The organism is Pseudomonas sp. MPB03 (assembly GCF_046605385.1).
Taxonomy (GTDB): domain Bacteria; phylum Pseudomonadota; class Gammaproteobacteria; order Pseudomonadales; family Pseudomonadaceae; genus Aquipseudomonas; species Aquipseudomonas zanjanensis.
Genome location: NZ_CP176770.1, coordinates 2,099,313 through 2,116,192 on the forward strand (window position 1 = coordinate 2,099,313; position 16,880 = coordinate 2,116,192).

General features: G+C 58.9%; 12 protein-coding genes and 1 pseudogene. 10 read left to right on the forward strand and 3 right to left on the reverse strand.

Translation table 11 applies throughout. The features are described from left to right. Positions 1-72 precede the first annotated feature (72 nt). Positions 73-2,067 carry a polysaccharide biosynthesis protein gene (locus ACLH0I_RS09275; protein WP_411387484.1) on the forward strand — a complete coding sequence of 665 codons (1,995 nt, stop codon included), beginning with the start codon at positions 73-75 and terminating at the stop codon, positions 2,065-2,067. A gap of 82 nt (positions 2,068-2,149) precedes the next feature. Here the strand turns inward: ACLH0I_RS09275 and ACLH0I_RS09280 are convergent, their stop codons facing one another. After that, positions 2,150-3,289 carry an acyltransferase family protein gene (locus ACLH0I_RS09280; protein ID WP_411386861.1) on the reverse strand — a complete coding sequence of 380 codons (1,140 nt, stop codon included), beginning with the start codon at positions 3,287-3,289 and terminating at the stop codon, positions 2,150-2,152. 212 nt (positions 3,290-3,501) lie between these two features. Here ACLH0I_RS09280 and ACLH0I_RS09285 point away from each other — a divergent pair, with 212 nt between their 5' ends. From ACLH0I_RS09285 to ACLH0I_RS09300, 4 genes and pseudogenes are all read left to right on the forward strand, one after another. Beyond that, a complete protein-coding gene (locus ACLH0I_RS09285; protein WP_411386862.1) occupies positions 3,502-3,837 on the forward strand; it encodes a ComEA family DNA-binding protein in 336 nt (111 codons plus the stop codon). 618 nt (positions 3,838-4,455) lie between these two features. After that, positions 4,456-5,715 carry a hypothetical protein gene (locus ACLH0I_RS09290; protein WP_411386863.1) on the forward strand — a complete coding sequence of 420 codons (1,260 nt, stop codon included), beginning with the start codon at positions 4,456-4,458 and terminating at the stop codon, positions 5,713-5,715. Positions 5,716-6,243: 528 nt separating this feature from the next. Next, positions 6,244-6,482: pseudogene (locus tag ACLH0I_RS09295) on the forward strand (GntR family transcriptional regulator); the annotation flags it as partial. Positions 6,483-6,497: 15 nt separating this feature from the next. Next, on the forward strand, positions 6,498-7,349 hold the full coding sequence (locus ACLH0I_RS09300) for an urea carboxylase-associated family protein (protein ID WP_411386864.1): 852 nt from the start codon (positions 6,498-6,500) through the stop codon (positions 7,347-7,349). 182 nt (positions 7,350-7,531) lie between these two features. Here the strand turns inward: ACLH0I_RS09300 and ACLH0I_RS09305 are convergent, their stop codons facing one another. Together ACLH0I_RS09305 and eat are read right to left on the reverse strand one after the other, a co-directional pair. Continuing rightward, the gene (locus tag ACLH0I_RS09305; protein ID WP_003183831.1) at positions 7,532-7,699 is read right to left on the reverse strand and encodes a DUF2897 family protein; all 168 of its coding nucleotides are present in this window, start codon (positions 7,697-7,699) and stop codon (positions 7,532-7,534) included. Between the two features lie 120 nt (positions 7,700-7,819). Next, on the reverse strand, positions 7,820-9,184 hold the full coding sequence (gene eat, locus ACLH0I_RS09310; protein ID WP_186704738.1) for an ethanolamine permease: 1,365 nt from the start codon (positions 9,182-9,184) through the stop codon (positions 7,820-7,822). 394 nt (positions 9,185-9,578) lie between these two features. Here eat and kdpF point away from each other — a divergent pair, with 394 nt between their 5' ends. The 5 genes from kdpF (at position 9,579) to ACLH0I_RS09335 (ending at position 16,880) form a co-directional block, all read left to right on the forward strand. Beyond that, entirely contained in the window at positions 9,579-9,668 is a 90-nt protein-coding gene (gene kdpF, locus ACLH0I_RS09315; protein ID WP_003218754.1) for a K(+)-transporting ATPase subunit F, read from the forward strand. A gap of 8 nt (positions 9,669-9,676) precedes the next feature. Further along, positions 9,677-11,371, forward strand: a complete 1,695-nt coding sequence (gene kdpA / locus ACLH0I_RS09320; RefSeq protein ID WP_411386865.1) for a potassium-transporting ATPase subunit KdpA — start codon at positions 9,677-9,679, stop codon at positions 11,369-11,371. 10 nt (positions 11,372-11,381) lie between these two features. Continuing rightward, the gene (kdpB, locus tag ACLH0I_RS09325; RefSeq protein WP_411386866.1) at positions 11,382-13,436 is read left to right on the forward strand and encodes a potassium-transporting ATPase subunit KdpB; all 2,055 of its coding nucleotides are present in this window, start codon (positions 11,382-11,384) and stop codon (positions 13,434-13,436) included. Between the two features lie 113 nt (positions 13,437-13,549). After that, on the forward strand, positions 13,550-14,095 hold the full coding sequence (gene kdpC, locus ACLH0I_RS09330) for a potassium-transporting ATPase subunit KdpC (protein ID WP_250963489.1): 546 nt from the start codon (positions 13,550-13,552) through the stop codon (positions 14,093-14,095). Between the two features lie 133 nt (positions 14,096-14,228). After that, on the forward strand, positions 14,229-16,880 hold the full coding sequence (locus tag ACLH0I_RS09335) for a DUF4118 domain-containing protein (RefSeq protein WP_411386867.1): 2,652 nt from the start codon (positions 14,229-14,231) through the stop codon (positions 16,878-16,880).

Sequence of the window (16,880 nt, forward strand, 5' to 3'; positions counted from 1 at the left end):
ACGAACGAAGATGTAACTGTGTGTATCGAAAATGGATTAGTTTAGGAGCTGGCCAAGGTGCGTGAAGGGTTTATGGACAAATTAAGAACAATCCTACTGGGGCTGCCGAGACGCCACAAGCGCGCTATCCAAGTGGCCACTGATGTCGTTTTGGTCTGGGTTGCCTTATGGCTGGCATTCGTCGTACGGCTCGGCGTCGAGGCTTTGGCCAGCCCGATCGAAACGCATCTTTGGCTTTTTGCCTCCGCTCCGTTGATTGCCATACCGATTTTCATCCGCTTTGGCATGTACCGCGCGGTCATGCGTTATTTCGGTAACGACGCGCTGATCACCATTTGCAAGGCGGTCAGTCTTTCGGCCTTGCTGCTGGCTCTTGTGGTGTATTGGTACAGCAATCATAAGACCGTAGTGCCTCGCTCTATCATTTTCAACTACTGGTGGCTGAGCCTGATCATGATTGGCGGGTTGCGCCTGGTGATGCGGCAGTATTTTCTGGGGGACTGGTTTACCGCAGCCCAACATGTACCGTTTACCAGTCGTGATGATGGCCTGCCGAAGGTCGCTATTTATGGTGCCGGAGCCGCAGGTAACCAACTCGTTGCGGCATTGCGCATGGGGCGAGTGATGCGGCCGGTCGCGTTCATTGATGATGACAGAAGCATCGCCGATAGAGTCATTGCCGGGTTGCAGGTCTATCAACCTAAACACATTCAAAAAATGATCGATACCACTGGCGCGCAAGAGATTTTGCTTGCCGTTCCGTCTTCGTCTCGAGGACGCCGTCGGGAGATATTGACGCTGCTCGAAGGTTTTCCGCTGCATGTACGTAGCGTCCCCGGATTCATGGACTTGGCCAGTGGTCGGGTAAAGGTCGACGACATCCAGGAAGTCGATATCGCCGATCTCCTAGGGCGTGATCCGGTCCCTGCTCAGGCTGATTTGCTTGAGCATTGTGTCTCGGGGCAGTCGGTTTTAGTGACAGGGGCGGGAGGTTCGATCGGCTCCGAACTTTGCAGGCAGATCCTCGCGCTCAAGCCAACTACGTTACTGTTATTCGAGCATAGCGAATTCAATCTCTATAGCATTTTGTCCGAACTTGAGCCTCGAATCGCTCGTGAGTCGCTGTCGGTTCGATTATTACCGATCCTTGGGTCAGTGCGGGATCAAGACAAGTTGCTGGACGTGATGAAGACATGGAATGTCGACACGGTCTATCACGCCGCCGCTTATAAGCATGTGCCGATGGTGGAGCATAATATCGCCGAAGGCGTTCTAAATAATGTGGTCGGGACGTTGAACACTGCGCAGGCGGCGCTTCAGGCAGGTGTATCGAATTTTGTATTGATTTCGACGGACAAGGCTGTGCGTCCGACCAATGTGATGGGCAGTACCAAGCGCCTTGCTGAGCTGACCCTGCAAGCGCTTAGTCGTGAACTGGCGCCAGTGTTGTTCGGCGACAAGGCCAATGTATCTCGTGTCAATAAGACCCGTTTTACGATGGTCCGTTTCGGCAATGTGCTGGGATCATCCGGTTCGGTTATCCCGCTGTTTCATAAGCAGATCAAATCAGGTGGACCGCTAACTGTCACCCATCCCAAGATCACACGTTACTTCATGACAATCCCAGAGGCCGCTCAGCTTGTCATTCAGGCGGGCTCGATGGGGCTGGGGGGGGATGTGTTTGTTTTGGACATGGGCGAGCCGGTGAAAATTGTAGAGCTGGCGGAAAAAATGATTCACTTGTCCGGCTTGAGTGTTCGTTCGGAGAAGAATCCTCACGGCGATATCTCAATCGAATTCACAGGCCTGCGCCCTGGCGAGAAGCTTTACGAAGAGTTGCTGATTGGCGATAACGTCGTCGCAACCCCCCATCCGATGATCATGAGTGCCAACGAGGACTATCTGTCGTGGGATGTGCTTAAGGCGAGATTGACTGAACTGCTGGCTGCCATCGAGCATGATGACTACGCGAGAGTCCGTCAGTTGCTACGTGACACTGTCAGTGGATACGCCCCAGACGGGGAGATCGTCGACTGGATCTATCAGCAGCGTCGTCTTGAACCTTGACGAAGTGCATATGCCCGGGCCTGACATCAGGCCCTAGGCGTCGTTAAGCTGTCAGCTGGGCTAACTGGTTGAAACGAAACCGTTAATCCGGCTTTGTTGCAGTAGTTAATTTTTCCGCGCTGAAAATCTTATCGTCTTGAGACTTTTTCTCCTGCCAAGAATATTTTTTCTTTAGTTTCAATAACGGTTTTTCAAAGAATAAATAACTTAGTGGTGCGACTACAAAGGTCAGCCATACGCCGATATCCACGCTGGGTGGAAACACGTGTCCTGTTCGATAAGTGCCGTTACCCGTAAAGACGCCTTGCCATACATACAAACCGTAGCTAATGATTCCGACGGCTACTAAAGGTTTGAGTTCGAGCAACTTGACTAGCAAGGATTCTTGATTGTGATAAATGTATAAAACTAAGGCCCCTACTGAGACAAGCCAGGCAGTTTCCGATTTTATAAATGCCGGCGCAGTGAGTCCAGCCACTATCGAGATTAACAATATTCCAGATATGGTAGGGCTGGAGAAAGTCTTCTTGATATGATCAACGTTGCAAACAAAGGCAACCAGGCAGCCGACCAGAATTGGCAGCATTGCCGGGAATGTCCATCTGCCTAAATAGTAGAGTGTTGTAGGTTCATAAAGACTGGTTCCGAAATAAAGGCAACCAAAGACTAGCAGCGAAATCGTTGCGATGGCGGTTCGTTTGCCAAAAGCAAAAATAATTGGCCAGAACAAATAAAAGTGCTCTTCTACGGACAGAGACCAGAAGTGTGACATCGCAGAAAAAGCGCACGCTTTTGGAACAAAGTTTATGGTGTATGTCAATGCATAAGGGTAAATACAATTCGTTATCCCGGCTTTGCCTGTGACATCCATGATAGCCAAGAAAAGAATGGCCAGATAATAGAGTGGAAATATTCGCAGGGCTCGTCGTTTGATAAAGGAAAAGATGTCAATTTTTCCAGTTGCTTCTTTTTCTCTAATAAGCAAAAAAGTTATCAGGAAGCCAGATAGAACAAAAAAAATACTAACACCCACATGAGGACTCAAAACTGACAGTAAGGCGGGGTTCGTGACCCCTATGACAGGCCAGATGACCGCATGGGACATGATAACAAGTAGCACCGAAATACCTCGCAGACCGTCAAGTCCCTTTATCTTTAAACTCATCATTTTCCCCAAAATTAAAAGCGCGGCAAGTTTGCCGTATGGTCCTGATGCGTGCAACCGCCACGGCCCGTTTCCAGAGGCTTCGGGTTCGTTGCCCCGATATCCGGAGTCATGGATCCCGCCGATTATGAATTCACTTCGGTGGACTGGCGCTTTTTTTTACGCTTTCTGTAACATTCTGACTTTTGACAAGCTGTCTTCATGGCCTAAGTTTGAGAGGCAGCTTCGGGAAAGCTGCTTCTCTCTTACGATGTCATGGAGCGTCATTTATGCGTACAGGTTACTTATACTCTTTGATTTTTGCCCTTCTGACCAGTGCCTCAGTCGCGGCTATCGCCGCCCCAGCGGCCAAGCATGAGTCCGTCGTTACGCCTCACACGGTGGAGCAGCCCGCCAAAACGCAGGGCGCCAAGGTGGATTTAAACCGGGCGGATGCTGCAACGTTGCAGCGCGAGCTGTCAGGGATAGGCAAGGGCAAGGCCGAGGCGATTGTTGCTTATCGGGAGAGTAATGGGCCGTTCTCTTCGGTCGAGGAGTTGCTGGAGGTCAAGGGGATCGGTAAGGCGATTCTCGACAGGAACCTTGATAAGTTGGAATTGAATTGAATTGAATTGAGTTTGTGATTGAGAAGGCCGGTCGAATTGACTGGCCTTTTTGCCGTCTGGCGGGTGCGAGTTTTGAATGAGTTCTGGAAGCGCCTAAGCGTACGAGCAAACCGTCTCGTACGATTAAGCCGGACGCCACCTATGCGGCGGTAGCGCTGCAATCGCGCTTGCCCGCTGCGTAGCAATAGGCACAGCCCCGTCCAGCGTTTCAAGCTATGACCAGACTTTGCCAATGGCCGAACCGTTGTGCTCGATATTGCGCTGGTCGACCATCCAGGCATGCAACTCATCCATCACGGGTACCGCTTTTTTTGCCCTATTCGGCGGCGTATATCCGGTTCCAAATTGGGATTGAGGCCCGTAGCCCAAGGCGATGCTTGCGATAGAGGTGCCGGGCTCGGCCACTTCTGGATGACCTTGTCTTTAAAAGATTTGCTTAGGTACGGCTGAGGGTGCGTGAAAAATCCGCTTGTTGGGCCAGAAATGGTGTCCACTTAAATTAGGACAGCAAGGCCTTCGGAGGTTGCGTCAGGAAGCTGAGGTGGCCGGACGGATACAGCCTATGGGCGGGGTAGAGGTATGCCACGCCTCCGTCCCTGAAGTGGTGGAAATAATGGTATGAGCAAATCCGTGGCTTGCGGCGTTTACGGTGTCATAATCCAACCCTTTTCAAGCAGGCGAGTTGTTTTGATGAACCGTAGGAGCTTTCTGATATCGGCAGGGGTTGTTGCAGCGTTCACTTCAGTTCCTTTAATTCGGCGTTATATGCCGAATCGACCACTGAATATCAGTAACGCATACAGTCTTTGGTACAATCGCCCGGCTGTCGCTGAAGTCGTTGGGGGGTTCTGTATTGGTTATATCAGCTCAACCGGTGATGTGCTGGTATCTGACGTCAGTGAGCGATTGCTTGTTAATAAGACAGCCAAGTTACATACTTTCGAAGGGGCTAGCGACCACGGTTCCCCGTCGCTATTAAGAATTCCTTCAGGGAAATATGCCGGTCATGTGATTGCTTGTTTCAGCAACCATTCTTCGCCGTTGTTCTTCGCTCGCACATCGCACCCAGGAACAATTGGAGAGTGGGGTAAGGTTCGTATAATCGATGGTGGACGCTCGACCTATGTTTCGTTGGCAGCGCTGCCGGACGGAAAAATCGTTCTTATGCATACGCTACAAGAGCGTGTTGGGCAGTATTCAGCAGGTGAGTGGCGTAAAGTCGTGGCAAGGACTTCGGAAGATGGTGGTGATACTTGGAGCAACCCGATACTGATAGCAGGTATTGGCCCAGGCACTTTTCCATATTCAACGGCATTGTCAACTTCGGTCAATGGCCGTTGCGCGATGACATACGCTATATACTCAGCCGCGGCGAAACGTCATCAAGGTCTGACGGTGCTAATTACTGGCGATGCTTTTCAAACAAAACTCGAGATACCTATCGAACTTGGAGGCTGCGCATTGGCGGACACTGTTCCATTTGAGAGCAAGTGGGTTTCTGAAAGCGTGTTGTCGGTGTCCTACACCCAAATGGATGAAGGCCGGCATGTCGGGCTCAGCAGAGTTATTCTGGTTGATGTGGAGAATCGGCAATGCCTCTCTAATAGAGAAATTGCTGACGTGGCGGTCCATACTTACGCTGGCGGATCGGCAATTACAGACGATGGACTCTTCGCTGTTTTTTCCCCTGTTGATGGCGGATTGGTCAGGAAAGACCTAACGACAGGACATGTGGTCGAACTGGTTAAGAGTGGGAAATTCGCTTCTCCGATGTTAGTAAGGGTCAACAATCAGTCCCTGATTGTTGCGCTGAGGAATCCGTTGATCAGAACCACTAGAGACTTTTCGGGCGAACTCTTCATCATGCCGGGGGCATAGCAAGAATATTTGCGTTCTGACATTACTGTAGTGATATTCAATGCTAAAACTTCGTCTGGGCGCTCTGTAAAAGTAATCGAAAGGTGCCTTTTTGGGCTTGGGCTTGTGCACCTGAATATTATTGACAAACGGCCACCGGCCCCAGGTTGCGCCCATCTTCATATAATCCAAACATCATTGGTGTACCCCGCTGAGTACCTCGTTACATTCTCGTCGGCATGGTCAGCAGAGCCTTAATTTACTTCTTTGGAATCCTACTGTCCTCTGCGCCTCACCCTGGCTCGTAGCCGCGAGGTAACGGTGCTAAATTCTGTGCATCCGGCATGGTTGAGGCGGTTTCTTACTCATCGACATAATGCGGCAGGAAGGACGATCAAGCTGTTTGTAAGAGGACGCAAGGCGAGGCTGTGCATCGATATGTTCCTCAAGCTCGACTAGGTTGGGAGGGGAGCGCTTACCTCGAACACCATCCGCGAAGCGCTACACCGCCTCGGCCAGGAAGGGTTGACCTGGTGCATGCGCGACAAAGGGATGATGCGCAGTCCGTTGCTGAGTTCTTCACTAATGTGATCGCACAACTGCGACTGGTGTTTAGCTCCGCACCCGATGAGGCGCGTTTCCAGGCGCCGTGGCTGGCCCGTGACCGACGCATCCATGATTGGCTGGCCGAAGGTGACAAGCTGGCGGCTCACGAAGCGATGAGCCTTTATCTCGATGATTCCGAGCAACTGCTTTTGCAGATGCTGGCTCCCACCCATCACCCCTGATCAAGGACCCGCGCCATGCACAAAGACTACCCAGCCGCCTACCAAGTCAGCAAAGGTTCAGCCCTGCAGGTGGACAAACCCTTCTACGACCGTATCCGCACCGAGCAGGACAAACGCACCCTGATCGAGCAGTTCGAAGTACCCATCCGCACCGGCCGCGCTTGGCACGTGCCCGCAGGTCATGTGTTCCGCGTCACCACCCCAGTAGGGCCGCAAGTGGGGGACTTCAACGTCTGGAATGCCCATGACCCGCGGGAGCGCCTGTGGGCGGCGCGCACCCGTCAGCTTCAGGGCGCTCATGTCAGCACCCATGATCGGTTGTGGTCGAACCTGCCATTCCTGCGGCCGTTGGTCACCATCACCGACGACAGCCTGGCTGGCTACGGCATCGATGAGCATGGTGGACGACTCCATGACCTGCTGGGTACGCGCTGTGATCCGTATGTGAACAAGATGCTGACCGGGGAGGATTTCCATCATCACTGCCATTCGAACCTGACCCGTGCGGTGTTGCCCCATGGCCTGACGGAGTTCGATGTGCATGACGTGCTGAATATTTTCCAGTGCACAGGGCTCAATCATGACGATATGTACTTCATGAAGGCCTGTCCGGCGCAGAAGGGGGATTACCTGGAGTTTTTTGCCGAGATCGATTTGTTGTGTGCCTTGTCCACCTGCCCGGGTGGTGACCTGTCGCTGGCGATGTGGGGGCCGGAGGCGCAGGATCCTCTCAGCGTCTGCCGTCCGCTGGGTGTGGAGATCTATCGGTTGGAGGATTCATTGCTGGAGGGCTGGAGCCAGCCTGAGCGGGCCGCGTACAAGGGGCTGCATGGCTTGCATATTGCCAAGGCGGATTGGGAAAAATAGCACCGCGTTTGCTATCGGGTGCCTGCTTGTGTGGCGAGGGAGCTTGCTCCCGCTGGGCTGCGCAGCAGCCCCAACGGCCAAAACTCGATTAGCCTGACACTCCGCGCCAGCAGGGTTAGGGCCGCTTCGCGGCCCAGCGGGAGCAAGCTCCCTCGCCACAAAAGTCTGGGTAAGCCAGGTAATCAACGATCCTTGGCTTCCTTCGCATCCATTTCCGCATTGCGCTCGGCAACACGCTTGCGCTGTTCGTCCGTGAGTTCGACTTTGTTGGCGGTGTCGCGCAGCATCATCAGGCCTCCCACGATCGAGCCGATTGCGACAATCAGAATCAACCAGGCATACCAGGGCATAGGGCTCTCCTTGAGGGCGCGATGGACAGACGAACGTTTCGCCAATCCATCGCACTTACCACTTATGAGCGAATGTTGTTCGCAGTGGTTCAATACTACGCCCGTTCGGCCGGCTTCACCTCACAGCCCGGTCAGCATCGCGTCGGCGGGAGCATCCGCACGCAGTTGTGCGGTGAGGACGAAGTAGACAAAGCCCACCGCCATGAAGCCAAGGAAGATCAGCCCGATCAGCGCGTTGAACCAGGCCATCGCCACCAGGCACACCACCGCCAGCACCAAGGCGATCCCCGGCACGATTGGGTAGCCCGGTGCGCGGAAAGTACGTTCCAGGTTGGGTTCGGTTTTGCGCAGCTTGAACAGGCTGAGCATGCTCATGATGTACATGACGATGGCACCGAACACGGCCATGGTGATCATCGCGGCGGTGAGGGTCATGCCGCCGAGGTTGATCAGGCCGTCGCTGTAGATCGCGGCAATGCCGATCAGTCCGCCGGCGATGATGGCCCGGTGTGGGGTCTGGAAGCGTGACAGTTTGGCCAGGGAGGCGGGCAGGTAGCCGGCGCGGGCCAGGGCGAAGAACTGCCGTGAGTAGCCGAGGATGATGCCGTGGAAACTCGCCACCAGGCCGAACAGGCCGATCCACACCAGCATGTGCAGCCAGCCGGAGCTTTCGCCGACCACGGTTTTCATGGCTTGGGGCAGGGGATCGTTGATGTTCGACAGGGTACGCCAGTCGCCGACGCCGCCGGCCATGAACATGACGCCCATCGCCAGGAACACCAGGGTCAGGATGCCGCTGATGTAGGCCTTGGGAATCGTGCGTTTCGGGTCCTTGGCTTCTTCGGCGGCCATGGCCGCGCCTTCGATGGCCAGGAAGAACCAGATGGCGAAAGGAATCGCGGCGAACATGCCAGCGATGGCCGGTGCGCCGAACACATCTGAGCCGGCCCAGCCGTTGAGGGCGAAGCTGCTGAAACTGAACGCCGGGGCGACGACGCCCATGAACACCAGCAGTTCGGCCACAGCCAGTACGCAGACCACCAACTCGAACGTTGCGGCCAGTTTGACCCCGAGGATGTTCAGGCCCATGAACACGATATAAGCGCCGACGGCGGCGTGTTTCGGGTCCAGCGCCGGGAACTGCACGTTCAGGTAGGCGCCGATGGCCAGGGCAATCGCTGGTGGGGCGAAGACGAATTCGATCAGTGTTGCCAGCCCGGCAATCAATCCGCCTTTCTCGCCGAAGGCGCGACGGCTGTAGGCAAACGGCCCGCCGGCATGGGGAATGGCGGTGGTCAGTTCGGTGAAACTGAAAATGAAGCAGGTGTACATGGCCGCCACCATGAAGGAGGTCACCAGGAAGCCCAGTGTCCCGGCCACGCCCCAGCCGTAGCTCCAGCCGAAATACTCGCCGGAAATCACCAGGCCGACGGCAATGCCCCATAAATGCAGGGTGCCCAGGGTGGGTTTGAGTTGTGTGTTCATCGGTGGCTCCCCTCGATCCATAGCAAAAGCGCTGGGGAGGGGCTGTGCAGCGGGCGTGCCAGGCTGGCGGGGGCAGTCGTAATGGGTGAAATCGTGTCGTATCGGGGATGTTCGCTGCCGGATGGCTTGGTTTTGTGCCCCAGTTCAGAGCGTTGGTGCCAGGGCTGGCCTTATCGCGAGCAAGCTCGCTCCCACAATGGTTCTGTTGTGAATACAGAATCCGCGTCCACTGAGAATTCCTGTGGGAGCGAGCTTGCTCGCGATGAGGCCAGCCCAGCCAGTATTTTTTACAGATTCTTTATCCCCCAATCCCTTTCTCGATCTCGCTCCTTTACAGCCTCCCTGCAGACAATCACTCCCCACACGGCACGACGCCGTACCACGGAGAAATCCCATGAGTGTTCTGGACGGGGTGTCGCTGCTGCTGGCAGTGGCGCTGTTCATTTATCTGCTGGTTGCGCTGTTGCGCGCCGATCGGAACTAGGAGCGGTTATGCACGGTTATGACTTCGGGCTGATCCTCGCCTTTTTCGCCCTGGTGCTGGTTCCGGCGCCGTTCCTGGGGCGGTTTTATTACCGAGTGATGGAAGGCCAGCGCACGTGGCTTTCGCCGATTCTCGGCCCGGTGGAGCGCGCTTGCTATCGCCTGGCCGGTGTCGACGCCACCGTTGAGCAGAGCTGGCAGAAATACACCCTGGCCTTGCTCGCGTTCAACCTGGCGGGTTTTGTCTTGCTGTTTGCGATTCTGCTGCTGCAGGGATATTTACCCCTCAATACCGAGCAACTGCCCGGCATGGAGTGGACCCAGGCCTTCAACACGGCCGTGAGCTTCATGACCAACACCAACTGGCAGTCCTACAGCGGTGAAGCGTCCCTGAGCTACTTGAGCCAGATGGTCGGCCTGACCGTGCAGAACTTTGTCAGCGCCGCCACCGGCCTGGCTGTGCTGGTGGCGCTGTGTCGCGGCATCGGGCGCAAGTCCGCCATGACGCTGGGTAACTTCTGGGTCGACATGACCCGCGCCACCCTCTACGGACTGTTGCCGCTGTGCCTGCTGCTGGCGTTATTCCTGGTCTGGCAGGGCGTGCCGCAGACCTTCGCCCACTATGTGCATGGGCTCACGCTGCAGGGTGCCGACCAGGTCATCCCGCTGGGGCCGGCCGCCAGCCAGATCGCGATCAAGCAACTGGGCACCAACGGCGGCGGTTTCTTCGGCGTCAACTCGGCGCACCCTTTCGAAAACCCGACGGCCTGGAGCAACCTGTTCGAAGTCGCTTCAATCATCCTGATTCCCGCCGCGCTGGTGTTCACCTTCGGTCATTACGTCAAGGATTTGCGCCAGAGCCGCGCGATCATCGCCTGCATGTTGGCCCTGTTCTTGATCGGCGGCGCGACGTCACTGTGGGCCGAATACCAGCCCAACCCGGCCCTGGACAACGCGGCCGTCGAACAAACCGCACCGCTGGAAGGCAAGGAAACCCGCTTCGGCACCACCGCCACCGTGCTGTGGTCGGTGACCACCACGGCTGCGTCCAACGGCTCGGTCAATGGCATGCACGACAGCCTCAACCCGCTCAGTGGCATGGTGTCGCTGGTGAACATGATGGTCGGCGAGGTGATCTTCGGCGGCGTCGGGGCCGGGCTCTACGGGATGCTGTTGAACGTGCTGATCGCGGTGTTCCTGGCCGGCTTGATGATCGGTCGCACCCCGGAATACCTGGGCAAGAAGCTGGGCGCCCGAGAGGTGCAACTGTTGGTCGCAACGCTGCTGGTGATGCCCGTCAGCGTGCTGGTGCTGGGTGCTGTCGCCGCCAGCCTGCCCGGGCCGGCCGCGGCGGTAAGCAACCCTGGCGCCCATGGTTTCAGCCAGTTGTTGTACGCCTACACCTCGGCGGGGGCGAACAACGGTTCGGCATTCGCCGGGTTCGGTGCCAATACACCCTTCCACAACCTGATGCTGGGCCTGGGCATGCTGATCGGTCGGTTCGGCTACATCCTGCCGGTGCTGGCGTTGGCCGGCAGCCTGGCCTTGAAGAAGACCGCGCCGATTGGCCAGAACAGCTTTCCCACCCACGGCCCGCTGTTCGTGACCCTGTTGACCGTGACCATCCTGCTGGTCGGCGGCTTGACCTTCCTGCCGACCCTGGCGCTGGGGCCGATTGCCGAGCACCTGAGCATGGGCTTCTGAGGACTTGATGATGAATATGCCAATGAGCAAAACCATCGCCGCCAAGGCGCCGGAGCAACCCAAGACTCACCTGTCGGCCCTCTGGCGCCCGGCGTTGTTGCAAGCCTTCGTCAAGCTCGATCCTCGCCAGTTGCACCGTGCACCGGTGATGCTGGTGGTGGAGCTGACCGCGATCCTCACCACCGTGTTGTGCTTCATTCCTGACAGCGCCGTGCCGACCTTCGTCGCCGCGCAAATTGCGCTGTGGTTGTGGTTCACGGTGCTGTTCGCCAACTTCGCCGAAGCCTTGGCCGAAGGGCGGGGCAAGGCCCGGGCCGACAGCTTGAAGGCCGGCAGCGAAGGCCTCAATGCCCGTCGCCAGACCGCCAGCGGTTTTGAAATCATCCCCGCCACCCGTCTGCGCAAAGGCGATGTGGTGCGCGTCGAGGCCGGCGACATGATCCCCGGCGACGGTGAAGTGATCGAAGGCATCGCCGCGGTCAATGAGGCGGCGATCACTGGCGAATCGGCGCCGGTCATCCGCGAATCCGGCGGCGATCGCTCGGCCGTCACCGGCAATACGCGACTGGTCTCCGACTGGCTGCTAATACGCATCACCAGCAATCCTGGTGAGTCCACCCTGGACCGCATGATCGCTTTGGTGGAAGGTGCCAAGCGCCAGAAAACGCCGAACGAGGTGGCGCTGGACATCCTGTTGATCGGCCTGACGCTGATCTTCCTGCTGGTGGTGGTGACGCTGCAGCCGTTCGCCCATTTCGCCAACGCCAGCCTGCCGCTGGTGTTTCTGGTGGCCCTGCTGGTCACCTTGATTCCCACCACCATCGGCGGGTTGCTGTCGGCCATCGGCATCGCCGGGATGGACCGCTTGGTGCGCCTGAATGTGATTGCCAAATCCGGCCGCGCGGTCGAGGCGGCGGGGGATGTGCATGTGTTGATGCTGGACAAGACCGGCACCATCACTTTTGGCAATCGTCGCTGCACGGCGGTCTATGCCGCCCCCGGTGTGACTGCCAAGGAACTGGCCGAAGGCGCGCTGTTCGCCTCGTTGGCCGATGACACGGCGGAGGGCAAGTCCATCGTCGAGTACCTGCGCGGTTTGCAACCACAGCCCGAGCCTGGCATCGAAGCGCTGACGGCTGTGCCGTTCAGTGCTGAAACCCGTTTGTCCGGGGTCGACTATCAGGGCCGCATCTACCGCAAGGGCGCCGTGGATTCCTTGCTGGATTTCATCGGCCTTGCACGCAATGAGTTGCCGTCGGCACTGGCGCGGGAGGTCGACAAGATCGCCCAGAGTGGCGGCACGCCGCTGCTGGTGTGCATGGACGGCAGGTTGCTGGGAGCCATCCATCTCAAGGACGTGGTCAAGCCGGGCATCCGCGAGCGTTTCGCCGAGTTGCGCAAGCTGGGGATCCGCACGGTGATGGTCACCGGCGATAACCCGCTGACTGCCGCGGCGATTGCCGCCGAGGCGGGTGTCGATGATGTGTTGGCGGAGGCTACGCCGGAGAAGAAGCTGGCGCGTATCCGTCACGAACAAAATGACGGTCGGCTGGTGGCCATGTGCGGCGACGGTGCCAACGACGCCCCGGCCCTGGCCCAGGCCGATGTCGGCATGGCGATGAACGACGGTACCCAGGCCGCTCGGGAGGCGGCCAACATGGTCGATCTCGACAGCGACCCGACCAAACTGCTGGACGTGGTGCAGATCGGCAAGGAGTTGCTGGTGACCCGTGGGGCGTTGACCACCTTTTCCATCGCCAACGACATCGCCAAGTACTTCGCGATCCTGCCGGCACTGTTCGCCTCGATTTATCCACAGCTCGGTGTGTTGAACGTGATGCACCTGAGCAGCCCGCAGAGCGCGATTTTGTCGGCGATTGTCTTCAACGCCTTGATCATCGTCGTGCTCATCCCCCTGGCCCTGCGCGGCGTGCGCGTGCAAGCGGCAAGCGCGGCGGCGTTGTTGCGGCGCAATCTGTTGATCTATGGCCTGGGCGGGATCGTGGTGCCGTTCGTGGGGATCAAGGCGATCGATATGTTGCTGACGGCGTTGGGGCTGGTTTGAGCCTGATGCTTGGTTGTTGTGACAGGAGAAGCTTTTGTGGCGAGGGAGCTTGCTCCCTCGCCACAAATGGATGTGCCTGCAAATCAGCTGTTTTCTTATTCGAGGGTTTTGAGATGTCCACTCTGATTCGCCCGGCCTTGAGCCTGTTATTACTGATGAGCCTGATCACCGGTGTCGCTTACCCGCTGGTAGTCACCGGCGTGGCGCAAGTCGCGTTTCCCGCCCAGGCCAACGGCAGCCTGGTCGTCGACGCCGCCGGCAAGGTCCGAGGCTCTACGCTGATCGCCCAGGATTTCACCGGTGATGCCTGGTTTCATCCACGGCCATCGGCCGGTGCCTTCGCCACGGTCGCCAGCGGTGCCAGCAACTTCTCCCCGAGCAACCCGGCCCTGGCCACACGGGTGATCGATGCCGCCGGCAAGCTCCAGGTGCCCGGTCAGGGCCCGGTGCCGCTGGCGCTGTTGACCACCTCCGCCAGCGGGCTGGATCCGCACTTGCCTCCGGCGGCGATTGCCTATCAACTGGCGCGTGTCGCCGCGGCGCGCAACCTGCCGATCTCGACGTTGCAGCCATTGCTCGATGCCAACACCGAGCAACCCTTGGTGGGACCGCCTGTGGTGAATGTGCTGGCGCTGAACCTGGCCCTGGAAAAACTGTAGGAACCTGTGGGGAGCGAGCTTGCTCGCGATGAGGGTGTATCAGTCGCCATCGATGTCGGCTGACCTGTCGCTATCGCGAGCAAGCTCGCTCCCACAGGGTGACTGACCTATTCGAAAGATGAGAATCCCCAACATGAGCGACTCCGGCCGCGCCGACGCACTGTTAGCCAATCTGCCCCGCAACGGCCGTGGCCGGCTCAAGGTCTTCCTGGGCGCGGCCCCGGGTGTGGGCAAGACCTACGCCATGCTGCAAGCGGCCCACAGCCAATTGCGCCAAGGCGTGAGGGTCATGGCCGGGGTGGTGGAGACCCACGGTCGCAGCGAAACCGAAGCGCTGCTCGGCGGCCTGGTACAGCAGCCGTTGGTGCGTTCGGAATATCGCGGTGTGATGCTCGAGGAAATGGACCTCGACGGTCTGCTCGCCGCCCGGCCGCCCTTGGTCCTGGTGGACGAACTGGCCCACAGCAACGCGCCCGGCAGCCGCCATGCCAAACGCTGGCAGGACATTCAGGACCTGCTCGCGGCGGGCATCGATGTCTACACCACCGTCAATGTCCAGCATCTGGAAAGCCTCAACGACCAGGTACGCGGCATCACCGGCGTGCAGGTGCGCGAGACGTTGCCGGACTGGGTCCTGCAGGAAGCCGATGAACTGCTGCTGATTGACCTGCCGCCACGTGAGCTGCTGGAGCGCCTGCGCGATGGCAAGGTCTACGTGCCGGAGCAGGCTCGGGCGGCGATCGATGCGTTTTTCTCCCAGACCAACCTCACCGCGTTGCGTGAGCTGGCGATGCAGACGGCCGCCGCCCAGGTCGACAATGACTTGGCCCAGGGTTATCGACAACTGGGCCAGGCCGCGCCGGCGGTGCGCGGACGCTTGCTGGTAGGTGTGGACGGTGACGTGCAGGCTGAACGCCTGGTGCGCCATGCCAGCCGCGTCGCCCAGCGTCGGCATCTGCCGTGGAGCCTGGTGCATGTGGACAACGGCAGTGCCCGTGACGAACTCTCGCGCCAGCGTTTGCAGAACGCCCAGCAACTGGCTGAACGTCTTGGTGGCGAGGTCGTGTTGCTGCGGGCCGGCGAGGTGGCCAGGACGCTGATCCAGCATGCCACTGAACGGCGCGCCACGCTGGTGCTGGTGGGCCAGTCCCGGCCACGTCTGCGCCGACGCCTGTTTGGCGGCGGCCTCGCTTCGCGCCTGCTGCGCGATGCCCGGGGGCTGGAGATCAACGTGTTGGACAGCGATGAGCAACCGCGTCCTGCCCGCGTGCGTTCCAGCGCCGTCCAGACCGGGTTCGATTATGTACTGGCGTTGCTGGCGACCGCGGCGGCCAGCGCATTGGCCTGGGGTATCTCGGGGTTGCTGGCGTTGCCCAATATCTCCCTGGTGTTCCTGATGGCGGTCTTGCTGGTGGCGGTGCGCAGCAGTCTCGGCCCGGCGCTGGCCTGCGCGGCGCTGTCGTTCCTGGCTTATGACTTCTTGTTCATCCCGCCGAACTTTTCCCTGACCATCCAGCGCGAAGAAGACGTGCTGACGCTGGTGTTTTTCCTGCTCATGGCGGCCCTGACCGGCAATCTTGCCGCTCGCCAGCGTCGCCAGTTGCAGGCCTTGCGCGATACCCAACAGGAAACCGGCGAGCTGCTCGACCTGTCCCGCAAACTCACGGCCGCCACCGACCGCCAGGCGGTGATCAGCGCCGCCGTGCAGCACTTCAACGATTGGCACGACTTGCAACTGTGCCTGCTCAATCGCGATGGCCAGGGCGGTTGGAAGGCCGAAAGTGGTGAGCCGTTGACCTTCACCGAGGCCGAACGGGCGGCGGCCGACTGGTCCTGGCAGCACGACCAGCCGGCTGGCGCCGGCACCGGGACACTGCCTTCCGGGCGTTGGTGGTGGTGGCCATTATCGGCGGAAGGCGGGCCGCTGGCATTGCTGGGTGTATGCCCGAAAGAAGGCAAGCCGTTGAGTGGCCAGCGCCGCCGTTTGCTGGCGGCCCTCAGTCAGCCCTTGGCCCAGGCGCTGGCGCGGGCGCAACTGGCCCAGGACCTGGAGGCGGCGCGTCTGCATGGTGAAACCGAACAACTGCGCAGCGCCTTGCTGGCTTCAGTGTCCCACGACCTGCGCACACCGCTGACCGCCATGCGCGGCAGCATCGACAGCCTGCTGGCGCTGGGTGAGGCGATCCCGCTGGCCGATCGTCGCGAGCTGCTGGAAGGCACCCGCGATGAGGCCGAGCGGCTGGATCGCTACATCCAGAACCTGCTGGACATGACCCGCCTCGGCCACGGTGCCCTGAAACTGGCGCGGGACTGGGTTGCGCCGGCTGATATCGTCGGCAGCGCGCTGAGCCGCTTGCGGGCGGTGTTGGCGCCGCTGACGCTGAGTATCGAGGTGCCTGCCGAACTTCCCTTATTGCATGTCCATGCAGCATTGATCGAGCAGGCGCTGGTGAACGTGCTGGAGAACGCGGCGCGCTTCTCGCCGGCTCAAGGACGCCTGTTGCTGAGCGCCGGGGCGACCGACAGCGAGGTGTTTTTTGCCGTGGCCGATGAAGGGCCCGGGATTCCTGAAGAGGAACGGGAGAAAATCTTCGACATGTTCTATACCGCCGCGCGCGGTGATCGGGGCGGGCAGGGCACGGGGTTGGGGCTGGCGATCTGTCAGGGCATGGTCGGCGCCCACGGCGGGCGAATCAGTGTGGCCGAAGGTCTCGACGGACGCGGCACCTGCATCACGTTGCACCTGCCGTTGCAGGCGCAACCAGGCATGGACGATGAAGCTTGA